Annotated in this window: 16 protein-coding genes; 8 read left to right on the top strand and 8 right to left on the bottom strand. The window is 47.3% G+C overall.

What is annotated here, in order from left to right; translation table 11 throughout:
* Position 1: 1 nt before the first annotated feature.
* The 3 genes from ACVA58_RS21985 to ACVA58_RS21975 form a co-directional block, all read right to left on the bottom strand.
* Complete coding sequence (locus ACVA58_RS21985) at positions 2-742, bottom strand: ABC transporter permease (RefSeq protein ID WP_446512497.1); 741 nt, start codon at positions 740-742, stop codon at positions 2-4.
* A 76-nt stretch (positions 743-818) separates the two neighbouring features.
* Positions 819-1595: an ABC transporter substrate-binding protein gene (locus tag ACVA58_RS21980; protein ID WP_446512496.1), complete on the bottom strand. Its 777-nt coding sequence runs from the start codon at positions 1593-1595 to the stop codon at positions 819-821.
* A 133-nt stretch (positions 1596-1728) separates the two neighbouring features.
* Positions 1729-2499, bottom strand: a complete 771-nt coding sequence (locus ACVA58_RS21975; protein ID WP_446512495.1) for an ABC transporter ATP-binding protein — start codon at positions 2497-2499, stop codon at positions 1729-1731.
* Positions 2500-2785: 286 nt separating this feature from the next.
* Between ACVA58_RS21975 and ACVA58_RS21970 the strand changes: the two genes are divergently transcribed.
* Positions 2786-4516, top strand: a complete 1731-nt coding sequence (locus ACVA58_RS21970; RefSeq protein WP_446512494.1) for an ABC transporter substrate-binding protein — start codon at positions 2786-2788, stop codon at positions 4514-4516.
* 73 nt (positions 4517-4589) lie between these two features.
* On the opposite strand, the gene ACVA58_RS21965 is transcribed toward ACVA58_RS21970, so the two are convergent.
* Entirely contained in the window at positions 4590-6071 is a 1482-nt protein-coding gene (locus tag ACVA58_RS21965; protein WP_446512493.1) for a YfcC family protein, read from the bottom strand.
* Positions 6068-7423 carry a M20 family metallopeptidase gene (locus tag ACVA58_RS21960; RefSeq protein ID WP_446512492.1) on the bottom strand — a complete coding sequence of 452 codons (1356 nt, stop codon included), beginning with the start codon at positions 7421-7423 and terminating at the stop codon, positions 6068-6070. The genes ACVA58_RS21965 and ACVA58_RS21960 overlap by 4 nt, the downstream gene beginning before the upstream one ends.
* A 380-nt stretch (positions 7424-7803) precedes the next feature.
* On the opposite strand from ACVA58_RS21960, the gene ycaO reads away from it, so the two are divergent.
* From ycaO to pflA, 5 genes are all read left to right on the top strand, one after another.
* Entirely contained in the window at positions 7804-9561 is a 1758-nt protein-coding gene (gene ycaO / locus ACVA58_RS21955; protein WP_446512491.1) for a 30S ribosomal protein S12 methylthiotransferase accessory factor YcaO, read from the top strand.
* A 516-nt stretch (positions 9562-10077) separates the two neighbouring features.
* The gene (locus tag ACVA58_RS21950; RefSeq protein ID WP_446512490.1) at positions 10078-11592 is read left to right on the top strand and encodes a DUF3360 family protein; all 1515 of its coding nucleotides are present in this window, start codon (positions 10078-10080) and stop codon (positions 11590-11592) included.
* 204 nt (positions 11593-11796) lie between these two features.
* The gene (gene pflB, locus ACVA58_RS21945; RefSeq protein WP_446512489.1) at positions 11797-14073 is read left to right on the top strand and encodes a formate C-acetyltransferase; all 2277 of its coding nucleotides are present in this window, start codon (positions 11797-11799) and stop codon (positions 14071-14073) included.
* Positions 14074-14232: 159 nt separating this feature from the next.
* Positions 14233-14583 carry an EAL domain-containing protein gene (locus tag ACVA58_RS21940; RefSeq protein ID WP_446512488.1) on the top strand — a complete coding sequence of 117 codons (351 nt, stop codon included), beginning with the start codon at positions 14233-14235 and terminating at the stop codon, positions 14581-14583.
* Positions 14584-14690: 107 nt separating this feature from the next.
* On the top strand, positions 14691-15434 hold the full coding sequence (gene pflA / locus ACVA58_RS21935) for a pyruvate formate lyase 1-activating protein (RefSeq protein ID WP_446512487.1): 744 nt from the start codon (positions 14691-14693) through the stop codon (positions 15432-15434).
* 361 nt (positions 15435-15795) lie between these two features.
* On the opposite strand, the gene ACVA58_RS21930 is transcribed toward pflA, so the two are convergent.
* Positions 15796-16704: a LysR substrate-binding domain-containing protein gene (locus ACVA58_RS21930; protein WP_446512486.1), complete on the bottom strand. Its 909-nt coding sequence runs from the start codon at positions 16702-16704 to the stop codon at positions 15796-15798.
* Between the two features lie 616 nt (positions 16705-17320).
* Between ACVA58_RS21930 and ACVA58_RS21925 the strand changes: the two genes are divergently transcribed.
* Complete coding sequence (locus ACVA58_RS21925; protein ID WP_446512485.1) at positions 17321-17866, top strand: CBS domain-containing protein; 546 nt, start codon at positions 17321-17323, stop codon at positions 17864-17866.
* A 108-nt stretch (positions 17867-17974) separates the two neighbouring features.
* The gene (locus tag ACVA58_RS21920; protein WP_446512484.1) at positions 17975-19507 is read left to right on the top strand and encodes a hypothetical protein; all 1533 of its coding nucleotides are present in this window, start codon (positions 17975-17977) and stop codon (positions 19505-19507) included.
* Positions 19508-19762: 255 nt separating this feature from the next.
* Here ACVA58_RS21920 and ACVA58_RS21915 read toward each other — a convergent pair whose 3' ends face one another.
* Positions 19763-20734, bottom strand: a complete 972-nt coding sequence (locus ACVA58_RS21915; RefSeq protein WP_446512483.1) for a flagellar motor protein MotB — start codon at positions 20732-20734, stop codon at positions 19763-19765.
* Positions 20731-21588 carry a flagellar motor stator protein MotA gene (gene motA, locus ACVA58_RS21910; protein ID WP_255041047.1) on the bottom strand — a complete coding sequence of 286 codons (858 nt, stop codon included), beginning with the start codon at positions 21586-21588 and terminating at the stop codon, positions 20731-20733. Before motA ends, ACVA58_RS21915 begins: the two co-directional genes overlap by 4 nt.
* Positions 21589-21592: the final 4 nt, after the last annotated feature.

Here is a 21592-nt window from a genome sequence, read left to right as displayed (position 1 = left end):
CCTACCTCGTGTGAATACTGAATCGACGCTCAGCCCACTTTAGGCCAGTGGTCGAGAGCGACGTAAAGAGAAGGAAAATAACCGCTACCGCCATATAGAAGGTAAATGGCATTTGAGTCGTCCCTGCCGCCAGAGAACCTTTACGTACCATGTCATCAAGCCCGATCACTGACACCAAAGCTGTAGTTTTCAGCAATACCAGCCAATTGTTACCAAACCCCGGCAAGGCATGGCGAACCATCTGCGGCAACAAGATACGGCGAAAAGAAAGGAAACCACTCATACCATAGGCTTTGCCTGCTTCCAGCTCCCCTTTATCGACAGCCATAATCGCGCCACGGAAAGTCTCTGCCATGTAGGCACCGAAGATAAAGCCAATCGTTAAGATCCCGGCAATAAACGGGCTTATCTCAATATAATCGGGTAGATAGGCGGTCCACTCATGGTTTGGATCCGAAGACGTAAAATAACCATTGATAAACTCATTGATCCGGTAAAGGCTATCGTTGAGCAGCATCTGGCCGCCAAAGAAGATCAGCATCATCAATACCAGATCAGGAATGCCACGGATCACTGTGGTATAGAATGTGGCAATGGCGCGCGCCCAGCGGTAAGGGGATAGCTTAGCAAGTGCTCCCAGCATACCCAGTACCATCGCCAGCACCAATGATAGCAAAGCAACTTGCAGGGTAAGCCATGCCCCTTCCACCAGCGACCATTCATAACCTTTCAAATCAATCAAAAGGAAGCTCCTTCTTACTGCTTAGGAGAGTGCTCCTGAAAGGCTTCCTTTCAGGAGCACAGCAAGGTTCTACTGATTAGTCACCGTAAACATCGTAAGCAAAGTACTTCGATGCGATCTGCTGGTAAACCCCTTTTTCACGCAATGATTTGATGGCTTCATCAAGCTGCTTGGTCAGATCTTTATCTTGCTTGCGAACGGCAATACCAAAGCCGTCTCCGAACCATTGTGGATCAGTCAGAGATGGACCGATAAACTCATAACCGTCACCACCCGGCTTGTTCAACAAACCTTCTTCAAGTGCAGAGGCATCACCTAGCACAGTGGCAATACGACCGGCTTTCAGGTCTAGGTAAGCGTCATCAAATGAGCCGTAGCGAACAACTTCTACTGAACCATCAAAGTTATCGGTGAGGTATTTGTCATGTGTCGTCGCTCGCTGGACACCCACTTTGACCCCATTAAGCCCTTCTTTGGTGAAATCAATGTCAGTACCTTTTTTGGCAACAAACTTGTTCGGAATAAGGGCGTATTTGCCTGTAAAGTCGACACGCTTCTTACGCTCTTCGGTGATAGACATCGCCGCGATAATCGCATCGTACTTACGTGCTAGCAGTGATGGAATAATGCCATCCCAGTCTTGTGCAACGATCTTACATTCTGCTTCTAGCTCTTTACACAGCGCATTAGCCATGTCCACATCGAAGCCTCGTAACTCGCCATTTGGCTCGGTCCAGCTAAACGGAGGGTAAGCGCCTTCAATACCGAAACGCACCGTTTTCCACTCTTTTGCCTGTACCGCTGTGGTACCCAAAGCTGCCACAACGGCTGCTGCCAAAATCCATTTTTTCATTTTTTACTCCTGCTGTACTTTTTAGTCTGTTGTGTTGCTCTTCACTTGTGACCCATAGCCTTGCAGGTAACCTATCCCCAAACAGGCACCCATGGATCACACGTTGCTATATGAGTTACTTGTTACACGGTGCTTAGTAGATCGATGAAATAAACTGCTGCAGACGTTCAGACTCAGGGCTTGAAAACAGCTTGGCTGGATCGCCCTGCTCTTCCACTTTCCCCTGATGCAGAAACATCACCTGATTAGACACATCGCGGGCAAAAGCCATCTCGTGGGTCACCACCAACATAGTCCGGCCTTCTTGTGCCAAGTCTTGCATTACCCCCAGCACTTCACCCACCAATTCAGGGTCAAGGGCCGATGTCGGCTCATCAAACAGCATGACTTCTGGATCTACCGCCAGCGCCCGGGCAATCGCTGCTCGTTGCTGCTGCCCACCAGATAAATGGCCAGGGTAATAATTACGACGCTCATACAGGCCGACCTTTTTCAGCAATGCCTCACCACGCTCAATCGCCTCAGCCTTGGGCACCCCCAGTACATGTACAGGAGCCTCGATAACATTGCCCAGCACTGTCATATGTGACCATAGGTTAAAGCCCTGAAAAACCATCGCGAGACGGGAACGAATGCGTTGCACTTGTTTTTCATCAACAGGAAGAAATTCTCCCTGTCGATTATTTTTCATTTTAATCAGTTCACCGTTGACCCAGATCTCGCCTTGAGTCGGTGTTTCCAGTAGGTTAATACAACGCAGAAAAGTACTCTTACCCGAACCGGAAGAGCCAATAATTGAAATTACATCACCACGGTGGGCCGTTAACGATATACCTTTTAGGACTTCGTTTTGACCAAAAGACTTATGCAAATCCCTGACATCAAGCGCCACTTCACCTGCCATGTGCGCCAACTCCTGTTACTCCGTGAATTACCATATCCCTTAACTGCATCTTTTGATGAGTGGGATCTCGCTGCCTAAAAAGGGCAAGATATTGCCTGTTTTACCAACACTTTCACCGACGGTATCACTAGAAATAAAATTTGGCAACATTTCGTTAACCAGCACAAAGAAAGAATAACCAGTCATATTTTAAGAATAAAACAGCGACTAGCGTGTATTTCACCTACATTGAACTATTTACCAGCATGCGGTAATTTAAGTGGAGAAATAGATATCTGGGATAAATATGTTTGATAAATCAATAATTACAGCAAATTCAATGCGTTCAACGTGCTACTCAATTAGCCTGTTACTGCTTGTTTTTAGCACATTTTATCCGTTTAACTATTCACATGCCTCCCAGCCACAATCTGTAACAATTCTGACCGTGGTACCGGAGTATAAAGATACGGTAACTGCCAACTTTAATCCCTTCTCCAAAGCCAGCATGCCTACAACGCATGAGTTCATGTTTGAGCCTTTAGTCATCTTCAATACACTACAAAACAACAAGCCAGAGTACCGTCTGGCGACGGGCTACCAGCTCGACAAAGATTTAATGGGGATCAGTTTTTCGCTTCGTGAAGGGGTTACTTGGTCGGATGGGAAACCATTCAGTGCCGATGATGTTATTTTCTCGTTTTCCATTGCGCTTAAATATCCAGAACTTGACTCACACGGCATTGGACAGTGGGTCGAATCGATCGAAAAACGCAACAAACATGAGGTGCATTTCAGGCTGAAGAAGCCTAATGCCTTGGTTGCCTATACCCTTGTCCTGCTTCCCATCGTGCCAAAGCACCAATGGCAGTTGGTGGACAACTTTGCCCAATTCACCAATTCAAACCCCATCGGCACCGGCCCTTTTACCGACATACAAGCGTTGGATGAAAACGGCTACTTGCAGTGTGCCAATCCCGAGTATTGGCAAGCCGACAGTCTGCACATCGACTGTTTACGCTACCCGAAAGTTACCACCAATGATGATTTCATTTCGCGAATTTCTAAAGGGGAGTTCGATTGGACTGGTAGCTTTATTCCCGATATTGAGCGTCACTACGCTTCCTATTCACCCGACTTTAAATACTGGCTCCCACCCGCTAGCAACGTCAGCTTGATGTTTAATTTCAAGGCTGCTGATCCTGATGTGCGTGATCTGTTCAACCATGTTGAATTTCGCCGTGCAATCTCAATGACCTTGCAGCGCCAGTTATTGATCGATATTGCCGCCTTCGGACAAGGTAAGCCGTCCCGCAATGCTTCAGGAATGAGTGAACGCTTCCGCTCCTGGGCTGATCCAATCATCACCGAAAAATACCGACCATACGTCTCCTATAACCCAATGCTGGCAAAAGATCTGTTCGATCGCATTAACCTAACCGATAGCAATGGCGACGGGTGGCGTGATCTCCCAAACGGAAAACCGTTAGCACTGACTGTCATTACGCCCAAAGGTTGGTCTGATTTCAATACGACAGCCCAATTGGTCAGCGAAATGTTACGCCAAGTCGGGATCAAGGTAACAACGGTTCAAACTGACTTCCAGCAGTTCAACGATCGTCTTGCCCATGCCGACTTTCAGTTAGCAATTACTAACTACCCACAAGGGCCGACCCCTTTCAAGTACTTTGATATGGCGTTCAACAGTAACTACCAGGCCCCTCACTATCCTCGCTATGCGATGCACTATTACCAAAACCCACGGGTCGATAAGCTATTGGCAGAGTTTCCGATCGCGACAACCAACCAGCAACGCCACCAAATCATCCGTGAACTCAACCAGATCATTGCCAGCCAGCAAGTCACTGTGCCGCTTTACAACACCGTTGAGTTCTACCAGTACAATACCCATCGTTTCGAAGGCTGGTTTACTGAGGATAACCCGGTTGCCAGCCCGCTGATCTGGCCACAAGCTCCCGAACGTCTGTTGCATGTACTCTCCTTGAGGCCTAAAACACAGGTGTCCGAGCCTGATTAATACAAGTTTGATTAAAAAGCCGCAATAAAAAAGCGAGCCAGAAGGCTCGCTTTTCTTCGGTGGGATGAACCCCTTACGCCAGTGCTGCACCTGCGAACAACAGCACAACGGTTACAACCAACACCATCACCACAAACGGCATCACCCACTTCAAGAAGCGCTCGTAAGGAATTTTCGCTAATGCCAAACCGGCAACCAAGTGACCAGCCGTTGGAGCAAAGATGTTAATCCAACCACTCGCAGACTGGTAAGCAGTGATAATCAAATCACGGCCGATACCCGAGAAGTCCGCCAGCGGAGCCATCAGCGGCATAGATACTGTTGCCAAGCCAGAGGTCGATGGAATGAAGAAACTCAGCACGATATGGACAAAGTAAGTCACGACCACGAACACACCTGAAGACAGGCCGGTCACCACACCTTCAGCCCAATTAAGGATAGTATCGATGATCACACCGTTATCCATCACCACATAGATACCACGGGCAACCGCAACCACCAGTGCAACACCGATCAGATCTTTGGCCCCTTCGATGAAGGTCCTAATGAAATCCCCTTCAGGCATGCGGTTGATGATCGCAATCAAGATAGCTGACGCCAAAAATAGGGTCGACAGCTCATCGAACCACCACCACAGCGTTGGGATCGCGGTAATACCCATGTCTTCCCATGGAATAACACCGTAAATCATCACCAAGAAGGCACCAAAGAAGATCCCCATGGTCCACTTCTGCTTGGTAGTGAATTCACCGGTATCTTCACTGACATGGGAAAATTCGTCGTTAAACTCAATATCCGCCAGCACGGAATTCGATTTGTCCGCTTTTACCTTCGAGGCGTAGCGCATTACGTACCAGGATGCCAACACAATCAATATCGTGAGTTGAACAACACGAAGTACGATGCCGTCACCGATTGGTAAGCCGGCAAACCCTGAGGCAATACCGGTCGCAAATGGGTTCACCGTTGAAGCCAAAACCCCAACTCCAGAACCCAAAAGGATAATCCCTGCAGCAACCATACGGTCGTAACCCGCTACCGCCATAACTGGCAGGATCACCGCCCAAAAGGCCACGGTTTCTTCGGCCATCCCGTAGGTAGAACCACCTAGTGCAAACAAGGTAATCAATACCGGGATCATCATCTGCTCACGGCCACGGAACTTACGGACAATCGCAGCCACACCGGAGTCCATCGCACCGGTGCGCATGGTCACGGCAAGGAAACCACCAATCACCAACACAAACAGGGCAACATCAACCGCCTTGTGGAAGCCCTTTATCGGGGCCATCAGGATATCAATGAACCCCTGTGGCGAAGATTCCAGTTCTTGATAGGTACCAGGAATAGGAAGTAACCGCTCACCACCGTCGTAATCCAGCACTTCAGCCGCCGGGATCACCACATCGGTTCCATTAACTATGTAGTCATACTTACCCGCTGGCATGATCCATGTCAGCAAGGCAACAAGGGCAATAATGGAAAAAAGAATGGTATAAACAGTCGGCATTTTGAAAGAACGTTTCATTTTGCCAGCCTCTGTAGTCGTGGTCATAGCTCTACTCCCTGCAGCTGATAAATCGCGTTGGCATACACATTCATTGCTTTGAGCATGTCATCAATAATCAAATATTCATTCGGCATGTGCTCTACTTTGTCACGGCCAGGGAAAATTGCCCCATAGGCCACGCAATTCGGTATCGCACGGGCATACGTTGCCCCACCGGATGTCATCGGCTCGCTGTCCATATCTCCGCTGATTTCTTGATAGGCCTTCATCAGAGTTTGGATCACCGGGCTTTCTGCAGGCATATACAAGGAAGGTAGCACATCAAATTCCTCATAGCGCAAACCGTACTGTTCGGCCACCGCCTGAATATCATTATCGAAGTCATTTTTTTCGAATGAAACCGGCACTCGGATATCAATCCCGAGCTTGCTTGTCTGCTCGCTGAGTTCAAGTTGGGCAACGTTGAAGGTCAAGCGGCCGCTGACATCTTCGATCGGACCGAAAATTTCTTTGGCATTAGCATCTTCACCCACCTGCTCGGCAACAAATTTAATCGCCGGGTGAGTCACCCCTATACTGCTTAATGCTAAACACAGACGGGCAATCGCGTTGACCCCTTTGGTATCGCTAGCCGCAGAGTGTGCGGCCTTGCCAAATACCGTTACCTCGGCATCTTCTGCGGTAAAGTCATAACCGAATTCATCAAGCTTGGCGGCCAGTTCTTCCCATAGCGGACCTTCATATTTGGCCAGCTCAGGCACCGCATTCAGGGCACCACCGCAATCAAGCGAAAGGAGAGCATCCCCAGGGCCGTGGAGCCATGATTGGATCAGCATTTTTTCAGCATGAATTAGCGGGAAAGCGGAGTCTGGCGTGAAGCCACAACTTGGTACTTCTTCTTTTGCCAAGTAGCGGTCAATACAACGCCACAAGGTTTCTTCATCGGTACCGAAAATGAAGCGGACGCGTTTATTCAACACCACACCGCTATCAAGCAGGGCCTTCACCGCATAAATAGCGGCCAGCGTTGGCCCTTTGTCGTCTTGGGTTCCTCGTCCATATAGACGACCATCTCGGATTTCCGGACTAAACGGATCAGAATGCCAAGCCGATATATCCCCCGTTGGTACCACATCCAAATGGCCCAACACCCCTATCATTTGCTCGCCATCACCGATTTCGGCATAACCGTAATATCCTTTGTGATCCTTATAGATGGCAAACCCAAGGTCATGGCATAACTTCAGTGTTTCATCCAAGCAGTCGTCAATCGGCTTGCCAAACGGCTTACCACTATCATCCTCCCGGTACACACTGGGTATCGCCACTAATCGCGTCACTGCGGCAATATAGTCATCACGCAGTGCGTCGATATTTGATGCTATTGTTGCTTTCATCGTATCCCTCTTTGATTTCATCTACTTTTGTCTGCATAGACGAACGCACACCGACATAAGTAGTGAATATCTATTTTAAATCAGAATTATTAGTTAGTTGGATCTCGTCTGACCAATTCATTCTGCTATAAGCAATAGGGAATAACTGTGACTACTTTCACTGGTCGCCCGCACAAGATGGGACTGCGGTCAAAATATCGACAAAATGTTTCTATCGCCCAGTGACTTCAATCAGCACTATTTGCCATTTCATCAATATGTTCGTTTAGGGCAAGTAATCGAATTGAATAGCGTGCCTAATCCGGCCACATTTAGGCAACTTGTTCATAATTAGTTATACTTCGCGCCATTCAACCTCCTGTCTTGTGACGAGATCGATAATGACAACATTTATAACCGGTAAAGATGCCACGCTAGAAGAAACCATTGAGCGTTTCCAAACTCAACTACAAGCTCTTGGCTTCAATATTGACAGCATTGAAAGTGCCTCGTGGCACAATCCGATTCCCAATATCTGGTCTGTACAGATCCGCGATATAGATGCACCGATGAATGTCAGCCACGGTAAGGGGACAAGCCAAAAGGCCGCTCTGGCGTCAGCTCTGGGCGACTATCTCGCGCGTTTGGCAACCAACGACTTCTACCACGATTACTATCTGGGCGAAGCGATTGCCAATGGCGAATTCGTCCATTTCCCAAACGAGAAGTGGTTCCCTATCGATCTTGAAGAAAACTTGCCTCCGGAAGCGATCTTGGATGAGCGCTTGACCCAGTTTTACGATCCCACCCTTGAGCTATTGGGCACCGATCTGGTGGATCTACAATCAAGCAATATGGAGCGCGGGATCTGCGCCCTGCCGTTCGTACGCCAAAGCGACAAAGAAACGATTTACATGCCGGTCAACATCATCGGAAACTTGTATGCGTCAAATGGTATTTCCTCGGGTAATACCCCATTCGAAGCCCGCACTCAGTCCCTTTGCGAGATCATCGAACGTAAGATCAAAAGCCGCATTTTTGATAAGCAGATCAGCCTGCCGGAAATCCCTGAACTTGTGCTCGGCCGTTTTGCCAAAATCCAGCAATCAATAGACGCACTCAAGGTGAAAGGGTTTCAAGTCAACAGTTACGATGCCTCCCTTGGCGGTAAGTACCCAGTGGTCTGTGTCGTTCTCTCCAACCAAGACAATAGCGCGAATTTTGCTTCCTTCGGTGCTCACCCTTGTTTCGAGGTAGCTGTCGAGCGCGCTATCACTGAGATTTTACAAGGCCGAAGCCTTGATGAGCTTCATGCACTCCTTGTAGATTCTGCCGAAGTCTCAGCAGCCAATACTGGCTACGCACCGGAAAACCAGTTAGCGGAATCAGCAGGCTTAGTTTCACCGCTTTTGTTCCAGCCTGAATCTGGCTCTGATTTCACCGACTGGAGCATCAAGGGGACATCTGAAGAACACTTCAATCATTTAATGGGCCTATTGCATGCTGAAGGGGTTGATGCCTACATCGCCGATTACGACCACCTCGGCGTTGATTGCTGCCGTATCATCGTACCGGGCTGGTCTGAAAATTCTTCGGTAGAAGATCTGATTGAAGCCAACAACAATGTCGCCTTGGAGTTACGCGAGGTGCTATTGGCATTACCGAATATCGAATGGGATGCTGAGCAATATGCCGAAATGTTCCAGATTGTTGAAGAAGAGTTCGACGACAATAAACGCCTACCGGCATTGCTTGGTATGGCGACCGATACCGGCAATGCATGGCAAACCCTGCGAGTCGGTGAGCTTAAGTGTTTAATCGCACTGGCTGGCGGTGATCTTGAGTTGGCCCTGGAATACGCAGAATGGAGTGGTGACTTCAACGCGTCGACTTACAGCGTTGATCGTGCCAACTACTTCCGCTGCCTTGTCGACAGCCTAAGATTGGCTCTGGACGAAGAACGAGATCCTGCCACGTTAAAAGCCGATTTCGAACGTACGTTCGGCGCAGAGACTGTTGCTGCAACTTGGGGCTCGATTGAAGGCAGCGTGCGCTTCCATGGGTTGAAGGCTGGCGATTTGACCATGAATCAGTTCCCAGCGCACCAAAAACTGCTGCAGTCTTACCATAAGCTGCAAGCGGCAAAAACTAAGAACTAAGCTAGAATTGCAATATTGCGCCCGGACTGATGCTCTATCTGTCTGGGCTCATTTTGTACTTTGGTTACATATCCGCGCTTTCATTTCATTCAAAAAAAGTTGAATGCATTTCACAAAATGCTTTTACCTAACTGCTACTTTTTAGGTAACACCTTTGTGGCACGTTAAAAGCACACATCAAACAAATAACCACAATAAAAACAATGAAATAAAAGCCAAGCAGCGGTCAGTATTGCATTTCACATATTTACTTTTGTTATAAAGTTTCTTTCATATTTCGCAACAATCACACTTTACACTCAATTTTTTTTGGTGATTTACTTACAAAATTTTAGCGAGAGTGATCGAGATCAATTCCATTTATATGGACAAGCGGTACACTGCAGCCAAATTTGGTGAAATTAAATTACACTTAACAACTGCTTGGCTTAAATTTATACAATAAGCAGATATGTTGGGCTAATTTCAACCAACAATATAAATAATAATTATTTTTTAATGTAGAACGAGGCACTTATGTCATCACAAGAAAGAAGTTATCAGGAGCAACACCGCCCTGCATCTGACTTCGCTAGTCGTTCCGACTATCTTGATCATGAGCTGAAAATCATGAAACCACGCCGCTGGAAGCTAAACCTTCCTGGCCGTGACTTCCGTTTTGAGCTTGAAGATCTGGTTCCTGCGCTAGCGGGTACGATTGCAATTATCGCGATGTACTCATCGGTTGCTATGTCTTGGGCTGATGGCCTGACGGCAGCCTGGGATCACGTGGAACTTGGCAAATCATTTGCCATCGAAGTTGCCCGTGTTGAAATGCTAATCCCTGCCCTTCTTTTCTGTATCCTTGCCTCGGGATTTTTTAACCCACGTGCCAACTTGGCGGGTAACCACGGCCCAATGATCCCGTTGATCGGTACCATTGCCCTTGCGGGTGCCCACCCACTTGCGCTGGCTATCCTTATCGGTGTCTTCGGCCTGTTGCTGAGCTACTTTAAAGGTGGCTCGAAGCTGGTCAACCTCACCAGTGAGGGGGTTGCCGGTGGCTTGCTCATCTTCCTCGGTTTTACCGGTGCGATGAGCCAAATCAGCGATATCCAGTCTTGGGCTGTCGGCCTTCAGAGTGCGGATGTTGCACAAGGTAGCTTGGGCTACATCGGCTTGGTCGTACTGGCTGTAAACATTATTCTTTACGCCTACCTAGCCAAAGTAAACAAGCGTTGGCTGGCGATTCCAGCTTGTGCGATAACCGGTTTACTGGTTTCCCTTGCACTTGGTGCGGGCTTTGACCTAGTATTCGAAACCGAAACAGGCTTGCCTAACCTGAACCCAGTTTACTGGTGGGGTAGCACAGAACAAGGTTGGATGCTTGGTCTTCCAGGTATTGAGCAGTTCATTGCTTCTCTTCCATTTGCGATTCTTGCTGTAGCTATGTGGTCACCAGACTTCTTGGGTCACCGTATCTTCCAAGAACTGAACTACCCGAAAGGCACTGATCGCGTTCTGATGGACGTTGATGACACCATGACAACTTGTTCACTACGCCAAATGGTAGGTACAGCGGTTGGTGGTTGTAACATCACTTCATCTTGGGGTACATATATTATCCCGGCTGGTATCGCAAAGCGTCCAATTCCAGCAGGTGCGATTCTACTGGGTGTGATGTGTATCATCGTCGCGATCCTTGGTTTCCCAATGGATGTTGCAGTATGGCCACCAGTAATGCGTATCGCACTACTTGTAGGTGTATTCCTGCCGCTTCTTGAAGCCGGTGTTCAAATGGTAAAAGACACCAAGGACTCACAGGCTGCTGGTATCTGTGTGTTCGCAGCAATCGTTGCTAACCCTGTTCTAGCATGGGCACTAACCATGCTGCTAGACAACAATGGTCTTATCGGTAACAAAGAACGTGCAGCTAAGCTGTCAATTGTCGATAAAATCATCATTCCAGCAGGCGCGCTAATCATTTGTTTGGTTGCGATGCTGGCAGTAGGTATGCTTGAAGGCCAATACGGTATTCCAGCGCTACTGTAACAAACGTATACAGGGCAGTGCATGCACTGCCCTACTCCATTAGTGTCGATAGCACTAATACGAATAATCAAACTGTCACGATCCTGACACGCTTTTTGGTTATCCGTATTATTGTTTATATAAAGTGTGCTGTTCACCATTTGGTGAGGCTGGCTCAACAGTCACCGCAGTACGTGTTTTTTCTACTAAAAAGGTAGGTATGTCATGGCAGAGCAATTTGCTAAAGCTTGGGAAGGGTTCGCTGCAGGCGAATGGCAGAACGACGTTAACGTTCGCGACTTTATCCAGAAAAACTACACTCCATATGAGGGTGATGAGTCTTTCCTAGTTACTGAAGGTACTGAAGCAACTAACAAGCTTTGGGATCAGGTAATGGAAGGTATCAAGCAGGAAAACAGCACTCACGCTCCTGTTGATTTTGATACTTCTCTTGTCTCTACCATCACTGCTCACGACGCAGGTTACATCAACAAAGATCTAGAGACTATCGTTGGTCTTCAGACTGAAGCGCCTCTTAAGCGTGCAATCATGCCTAACGGCGGCGTGCGCATGATCGAAGGTTCTTGTAAAGCGTACGGCCGTACTCTTGACCCACAAGTATCTAAGATCTTCTCTGAGTACCGTAAAACGCACAACCAAGGCGTTTTCGACGTTTACTCTCCAGACATCCTTAAGTGTCGTAAGTCTGGTGTTCTAACTGGTCTTCCTGATGCATACGGCCGTGGTCGTATCATCGGTGACTACCGTCGTGTTGCTCTTTACGGAATCGACTTCCTAATCAAGGAAAAAGTTGCTCAATTCCATTCTCTACAAGAGAAGCTAGAGAAGGGCGATGACCTACAGATGACTATGCAGCTTCGTGAAGAGATTCAAGAGCAGCACCGTGCACTAGGTCAAATGAAAGAAATGGCAGCTAAATACGGCTGTGACATCTCTGAGCCTGCAACGAACGCACAAGAAGCTGTCCAGTGGCTATACTTCGGCTACCTAGCAGCAGTTAAATCTCAGAACGGCGCGGCAATGTCTCTAGGCCGTACGTCTACTTTCCTAGATATCTACATCGAACGTGATATCGCGGCAGGTAAGATCACTGAGGTTCAAGCTCAGGAAATGATCGACCACTTCGTAATGAAACTACGTATGGTTCGCTTCCTACGTACTCCTGAGTACGATGAGCTATTCTCTGGTGACCCAATCTGGGCAACAGAATCAATGGGCGGTATGGGTGTTGATGGTCGTACGCTAGTATCGCGTACTAACTTCCGTTTCCTAAACACGCTATACACTATGGGTCCTTCTCCAGAGCCGAACATCACTGTTCTATGGTCTGAGCAGCTACCTGACGGCTTCAAGCGTTTCTGTGCGAAGGTATCTATCGATACTTCTTCTATCCAGTACGAAAATGATGACCTAATGCGTCCTGATTTCGACAACGATGACTATGCTATCGCTTGTTGTGTATCACCAATGGTTATCGGTAAGCACATGCAGTTCTTCGGCGCACGTGCAAACCTTGCTAAAACACTACTTTACGTAATCAACGGTGGTGTGGATGAGAAACTGAAAATCCAAGTAGGTCCTAAGGCAGAGCCAATGCTTGACGAAGTTCTAGACTTCGACAAAGTATACGCAGGTCTTGACAGCCTAATGGATTGGCTAGCAACTCAGTACGTGACCGCACTGAACGCTATTCACTACTCACACGACAAGTACAGCTACGAAGCAGCGCTTATGGCTCTACACGATCGTGACGTTAAGCGTACAATGGCTTGTGGTATCGCTGGTCTATCTGTTGCTGCTGACTCACTAGCTGCTATCAAGTTCGCTAAAGTTAAGCCTGTACGTGACGAAGACGGTATCGCAATCGACTTCGCTATCGAAGGCGACTATCCTAAGTTCGGTAACAACGACTCTCGCGTTGATGACATCGCTTGTGAACTTGTTTCTAGCTTCATGAACAAGATCCGTAAGCTTAAGACTTACCGTGATGCGGTTCCTACTCAGTCTATCCTGACTATCACTTCAAACGTGGTATACGGTAAGAAGACTGGTAACACGCCTGACGGTCGTCAAGCAGGTGCTCCATTCGCACCAGGTGCAAACCCAATGCACGGTCGTGATGAGAAAGGTGCTGTAGCGTCTCTAACTTCAGTAGGTAAACTACCATTTGCTGATGCGAAAGACGGTATCTCTTACACCTTCTCTATCGTACCTAACGCACTAGGTAAAGAGCAGGATACTCAGCGTTCTAACCTTGCAGGCCTTATGGATGGTTACTTCCACCACGAGTCTGGCATTGAAGGTGGTCAGCACCTGAACGTTAACGTTCTTAACCGCGAAACTCTAGAAGACGCGGTTAAGCACCCAGAGAACTACCCACAGCTAACTATCCGTGTATCGGGTTACGCTGTACGCTTTAACTCTCTAACTGCTGAACAGCAGAAAGACGTTATCGCTCGTACTTTCACTGAGTCTCTATAATTTAGAGCCTTAGGCCATTGCTGTCATAAGCAATGAAAAGAAAAGCCGATCTGCAAAGATCGGCTTTTTTATTGCCTCTATATAATCCCAATCAATCAGAGTGATGTTATCACTCCCCTCCTTCGCCTGGATCTTTTTACCTTCCTCTCCCATATATCCATGTTTGATGACTACAGCCTTACTATCGATGACTTCGGAACGGGGTATTCTTCATTGAAGCAACTCGATCAACTGCCTTTCGAGTCACTCAAGCTGGATATGGGGTTTGTTCAGGCACTACCCGCTAGCAAGAGCGCCAGAGCTATCATTGAAGCCAGCCTACTCCTAGCCAGCAGATTATCATTGGCTACCATCGCCGAAGGCATCGAGCAACACGACCAATGGCAAACCCTGTATCAAATGGGATGCAACTATGCACAGGGCTATTTCATTGGCCGACCTATGGCTGCAGCCCAATTACATCATTGGCATCACAGCTGGAAAGACAAACAACCGACGGCGGCTGTGTAACACAACTGGTAGTATCCTTACTTTTTAGGTGCTTTTTCGCTATTTTGAATGCCTATTTTGTAATAAAATAACAGGTAAAACACGCCCCCAAGCGGAGAAGCAAAGTAATGTCAGTAAAAGGTCGAATCCACTCTTTTGAGTCCTGTGGTACTGTCGACGGTCCCGGAATTCGTTTCATCGTGTTCATGCAAGGCTGCCTTATGCGCTGCCAATATTGCCACAACCGTGATACCTGGGATCTCCATGACGGCAAGGAAATCACTGTTGAAGAGCTGATCAATGAAGCTAAATCATACCGCTTCTTCATGCGTTCATCCGGTGGTGGTGTCACGGCTTCCGGTGGCGAAGCCATGTTACAGCCAGAGTTTGTACGTGATTTCTTCCGCGCTGCACAAGCGGAAGGTATTCACACCTGCCTAGATACCAACGGTTATATCCGCAAACACACTGACGTCGTTGATGAAGTGCTCGACGCTTCTGACTTAGTGATGCTTGACCTTAAGCAAATGGATGACAGTATCCACCAAAACCTTGTTGGCGTGCCGAACAAGCGCGTATTGGACTTTGCTCGATACCTGCACCAGCGCGGCCAAAAAACCTGGATCCGTTATGTTGTTGTACCTGGATATACTGATGATGAGCGCTCTGCTCACCTACTGGGTGACTTCATCAAAGATATGGACAACATCGAAAAAGTTGAGCTTCTTCCTTACCACCAACTCGGTGAGCACAAATGGGAAGCGATGGGCTTTGATTACCAACTGACAGGTGTGAAGCCACCATCAAAAGAAGTGATGGAAAAAGTCAAAGAAATCATCAGCAGCTACACAGAAGCAAAAGTGATTTACTAAAATTGATTTGCAAATACAAAGGAGAGCACAAGCTCTCCTTTTTTGTCTCTGGCTGATGTGAATAAGGAAAATATAAATATCAGTAAATTACATTAATATACCCAAGCGACTTCAAGATGCAGGTTCAGCGAGAATTTATAAGCTTATAGACAAGGCATTGTTTTGAAGATCTAGTAGCTCTGATTATTTCGGCCTCAAATGGCCAACGCGGAATATAACTTACTGACCTATTAGTTAATTAGATATATGCCATCAGTTAAAATGAAACAGGTGGCGCATTATTACTAGGGTGGTATCACTGATAAATTTACGCTACACCACCCACAAGATTCTTCCTAACTAGAAAGACTGAGCCATAGCCTCACGAAGACTTTAGTTTATGATTTTTCATCATTCTGTGGCCTTCACGCTTGATACATTCCAGCAGCGGGTGCTCTCCCATTTCCTTGCGCCAGATAAACGAGATCGCCCGGTCCATTTTTAGCTCTGGTACATTCAAGGCAGCGAGCTCACCCCGCTCAATATACGGCGCGACATCCAAATAGGGTAAACAGGTTAGATAATGTCCATTGGATACCATGGAGCGGATCACCGGTACGTGCGAATATTCACGCCACACATCCAAATCTGGGATCAGCGGTACCATCGCACTTTCAAAAATCGCACGAGTTCCGGCCCCACCTTCACGCAATACCCACTGCGCTTGCTCTAACTGCGACAGGCTGACTCGAGAGTTTTTAGCAAAAGGGTGATGAGAGGCGCTGACAATAACGAGGTGGTCACGACACCACTCTTCTTGATGGGTACGGTTATCATCACAACGGCCTTCGATAATACCGATATCATATTTGTAGTTAAGCACGCCCTCAATAACACCTTGGCTACTTTTGACGTCCACTCCCGTTCTGACTTCTGGAAAGTCAGTATCAAGAATACTGATAAGCTCAGGGACCAAGTGTTCTGCCGGTGTTTGGCTAGCACCAATAGTAATACTGCCGCTGAAAAGGTGTTGATCGTAAAAGCCCGCTTCAATCTGCTCGGCATCTTGCAATAAACGCCGCGCCTTTGGCCGCAACCAGTTGCCCCAATGGCTCAAGCGCATATCTTTTCCTTGGCGTATGAAAAGATCGCGTCCTAGCAGTTTTTCTAATTGGCTAAGAGACATACTTGCAGCAGACTGGGTAACCCCCAACCTTTCAGCAGCTTGGCTCACACTGCCCAATTCAGCAACCGCATCAAACACTGATAACTGTTTCAACGAATAACGCACTTTTACTCCTAGATTTACAACGGATAGGCTCAGCGCCAGTAAAGTAACATATATACCCAAATGGTTTGTATATATACCTAACGCTTGAGTATTTTTGCCAATCAATAAATCTGATTGCTGGATAAACTCAATCAATATTGTATCAACTTTTAACGGCCGGGTAATGTATGCCGTATGCACATCAGTGGCTATATAGCAGGAAATACTCGATAATCTGTAAGCAAATACCTATTGTCAGGCTTTGTTTGTTCTCTGTCTCAATTAAGCATAAAACCCTAAATAAGATAAACTTATTAGACTAACAGCCCATTATCAATAATATTGATGCATTTCATCCTAGTCCTAGCGACTTCATTTAATTAAGCCACTGTTTAATAAACCCACAAACCCAGCGCTCCAATCAGCCCTATCATCTAAATTGATGACGTTTTGAGAAGAAATCTTCTGAAATATTTTTAAACAAAGTATCAGTAAAACTGAATGACAACCTAAATAAAATCAATTTTACTAATGCGCCTGTGCTGAGTAACATTCCCGTCAACAACTTAATGAGCCATTTTTCAATGACTCTGACGAGTTACTGCAACAGTGTTGATTTTGAATTTAGGAGATTGTTATGAGCGCATTACTTACAGTGAGAGACATTGTAAATACGCAAGCCCCAACGTTGAGTGTAGAAACCAGTCTGCCTTCGGCTATCGATGTATTGTCAAAAAACCACATTAACGGTGCACCCGTTTGTGATGTAGATAACAACCTAGTTGGTTTCCTATCTGCTCACGACATCATGATCGAAATGTGGTGCCAAGACTACCTACCCGATGAGGATGTAACAGTAGGCAACCTCATGAAGACCGACTTGGTTACCATGGATATCGAAGACCGCCTGACAGACGCTCTGGAGTTTTTAGCTCTAGACAAAGAGCAGCTATACCCAACAACCGCTATGGGCTATGCGACGCAAATGACAACCTTATCGCTTGAAGAGCGAGCTAAATCTATCAAAGTTAACAAACCACAAATTCTACCGGTTCTAGAAAACGGTAAATATGTCGGTGTTGTATCCCGCCAGGAAGTGTTGAAAGCCCTTCGCGCCCTATTCAATGATACGACAACATCAGCACCTGCTGCTAAAAATGTTGCCCCACAGGTTGTTACCTAATCAGTAACGAATAAATCACTCGCTCACAGCTAGCCTAATATTGGAACTTCATGTTTCGAATACATGAGGCACGCCTGTGAGCAGATCGTAAGAGTTTTTGGAGTTAAAATGGAACAAGTTTCCCATCTTTTTGCTTTTAACCATTTTGTTATCGCGATAGCCGCTTTAACAATTATGGTATTGGTTGCCCGTACCCTCGTTGCAGGTACTAAGTATTCATCGTTGTTGGTTATCGTTGTATTTGGCCTTGCTTTAGGCTCACTATTGGTACACAGCGGCATGGCGACACCGGGATTAGAACAATTCCCTGTTGTTGCACTGATTGGCCAGACAACCGTAATTGCATTGATCGCCTCATTCTTCGTCGGTGGACAGGAAATTAGACGCCTACTGTCTAAACAGGACTTTGATGAAAAGTGTGACTTCTTTGCCCCTTCCGCCCAGGAAGTGGTATTGGGAACAAGCAGTACGCAATTAACGTATATTATCCGTGCATTCCTATTGCTCATCGGGATCCAGACTGCTGATGCGCTAATTTCGGATCGCACCTCAGACTTCGCCATGGGTGAGTCATTCCTACTCCTCTCTTACATCTGCTTGGCGCTGGCGTTTATTCTCGTTGACCGCAAAGCCGTGATTTCAAACAAGGCACAATACATCCGTAAAGGTCTATTTGAAGTTATTGCGATCATTGTCGTCTTGAATTTCTCACTAATGCTTTCCACTGCGATATCGTCAATTATCGGCCTACCGCAGATCTTCTTTGCGATGATCCTATCTTCAGGCTTGGGTGCAGCGCTACCAAGATGGAAGCATGGCCCAACAATGAATGCTCTGCTATTCGCGGGTATCCCACTGGTGTTATCTGGTAGCTTCCTGGTTGGTGGTTCTCACATGGTTGAAGCCTTCGGTATCCCGGGTCTACAGAGTGTTATCGTATACGGTTTCTCTGGTCAGATTTTCTGGATGTTCGGTGGCCTTGCACTGCTAATCTTCGTCGGTAAATCAAACCATCTACGTAACCTAGCACCTGGTTTGGCAGGTGGCTTGTCTCACTCAGGCCTAACTGGCGCATGTACTGCCGGTGATTTCGGTCGCACAGCGGCTTCTCGTGCTCCGATTATGATCAACATTCCGTTTGCCGGTCACATCTTCGTATTTACGATTTTGGCTGCAAGTGCAGAGCGCGGAGCACTAATGGTTGGCTGGACGTTACCCCTGATTCTAGCTGGCGCAGCGTTTGTTATCCTTTCACTGAAAAACCTGCGTTCGGCTAACGGCTGTGAAAAGACAGAAGTGAAAGGTCTAATGCTATTTTCCCTTGGCTGGCAGATCATGGCTGTCTTCGGAAGCTTCACTATCCTAAGCGTAGCCGGTATGTCACTTGAGCATGCATCGATGTCTGCAGCTTCCGGTCTTTCTCACTTCGGTCTGTTTGCCGCAGTACAAGAAGGTATGTTTGGCGCGACAGCGGCAAGCCTTATCACCTTTACTTTTGCAATGACCTTCCTGGTACACCCATTTGTCTTCGCTATGTTCGGCAAAGCTGCTGAAAGCAACGGTAAAATGGCAGAAAAAGCAGTGACGGTTCTAGCAAGTGCAGGCTTGATTGGCGTTATTTCTTCGACCTTAATGATTTAACATGGGTCTATGAATCTGGCGAGTTTAGCTTAACGGACTCAATGAAACATAGAGGGGGCTGATTTCATATCAGCCCCCTTTCTTTTTAAGTGACATAACACCTCAGCAAACTCATCAGTCTATGTATCGTATCCAAGGGCACTCAACAACCTTACTTAAAACAGGTCACATCTATAAAAAAAGCCTGCCCATAGAATATTATGGGCAGGCTTTTATCGTCACCTAGCACGCTGACGTTGGAACCTGATTGAGAGGTCAGCTCACTGGCTGGTTGGCATACGCGGCTTGCTTAGCCGCTTCCAGTGAAGAGTCACCACTGTCTCGGCCAAACAGCAGCTGTAACTGCTCTTCAGTATCCGAGGTTAACACTAAGATCTCGATACGGCGGTTCAAATGGCTATAGGGGGCGTCTTCATCAAGCAGCATAGTATCGGACATTGCCGTTACCTGAGCAACCCGCTCGCTGGGCATACCACCATACTCCAGCACTTCCCTCGCTTTTTGTGCGCGATCACCAGACAAAGCCCAGTTATTACCTCTTGAACGACGGCTAAAACCACTGGCATCCGCATGGCCAGAAATCATAATCGGGTTTTCAATGGTGGCAAACGTTGGTGCAATCGCCAGCAGCAAATCCTCAAAAAACGGCGTGAGCTCTGCTCCACCAAGTTTGAACATCGGCTTTTCATTGTCGTCATTGACCAGTACCCGAAGCCCTTGCGGTACTACCTCCACCGAGAGTTGATTGCTGGCAGAAAGAAATTCACTGACGTCTTTCAAATACTCGCCCAGTACAACCATCTGCTCATGGCTTTCATAGCGCCCAGGGACAAGTGAAGGCCCGTCTTCTCCCAGCCCACCAAAATTATCACCATCGCCATCAACCACATTAATAGTCAGTGAGTTACCCAGATTCTGCGGATTACTCGGTTGCTGGCTCTGCAAGCCTGGCAATGCCTTTCCACCAAAATCAACCGCAAACGGACTGTTCTCCACAAACAAGCCATCATGCGCCAGCAACTGCTGCTGGCCACTGAGGCGACCAACAATGCGCTGCTTTTCATCTTCAGTGGTCACCTGCAACACCCACATCACCATAAAAAATGCCATCATCGCCAAGGTGAAATCGGCAAAGGCGACTTTCCACGCCCCGCCATGGCGAGCCGCATGACCACGGCTACGGCGCTTTTTTATGATAACTGTATCTGCAGTATTGCCCTTCATCATTGGAATACCTGCTGCGTTACCCAGCCTTCCATCTCGGCAAAGGTCGGTTTCACATCGAGTAACATCAACTTACGGCCCGAGTCCGCAGCAACCAACGTTGGTTTACCGGCGGTGTAACTCACCATCATGGCTTTTACACACTCAAATGCAGACAGCTCACGCTTTACCTGATTGGCCATGGCAGTACTAATCGGGTCAAACACACAGTAACAGAAGAAAATACCGAGGAAGGTACCCACCAAAGCATGGGCGACGCTGATCCCGATTTGTGCCATATCCCCATCGATATTGGTCATGGTGATCACAATCCCCATCACTGCCGCCAAAATACCAAAACCGGGCATCGCCTCTGCGACCCGATGCATAGAGTGCGACGGTTCCATCAGATCTTCTTCGATAGCTTCGAGTTCTAGCTCCAGCATGCTTTCCAGCTCATGAGCGGTAATTTTACCCATCGCCATCAAGCGGAAGTTATCGGTTATAAAAGTAACCAGCTTCGGATACTCCAATACTTCCGGGTAGATCAGGAACAAACTGCTCTGGTGCGGCTCTTCAATATGTTCATCAAGCACCCGCATACCGTTTTGACGCACCTGCTCCAGCAGGTGATACATCAGTGAAAGTAGCTCGCGATAAAGTTTGCGCTCATCGCGCTTGGTCATGATGCCACGGGTCTGGTGCCACATTTCAACGATCACATGGTGCGGGTTACCGATAGCCAAAGCACCGGCACCGGCGCCCAAAATGATCATCAGTTCAGCGGGTTGCCACATGGTACCGAGGTATCCCCCCGCAAACACAAAGCCACCGAACACACAGATAATAATGATTAAGATACCAATAATTTTTTGCATAACC

Source organism: Photobacterium sp. DNB22_13_2 (assembly GCF_052873915.1).
The sequence above is the reverse complement of the archived record's forward strand: the minus strand, read 5'-3'. Positions and strand labels throughout refer to the sequence as shown.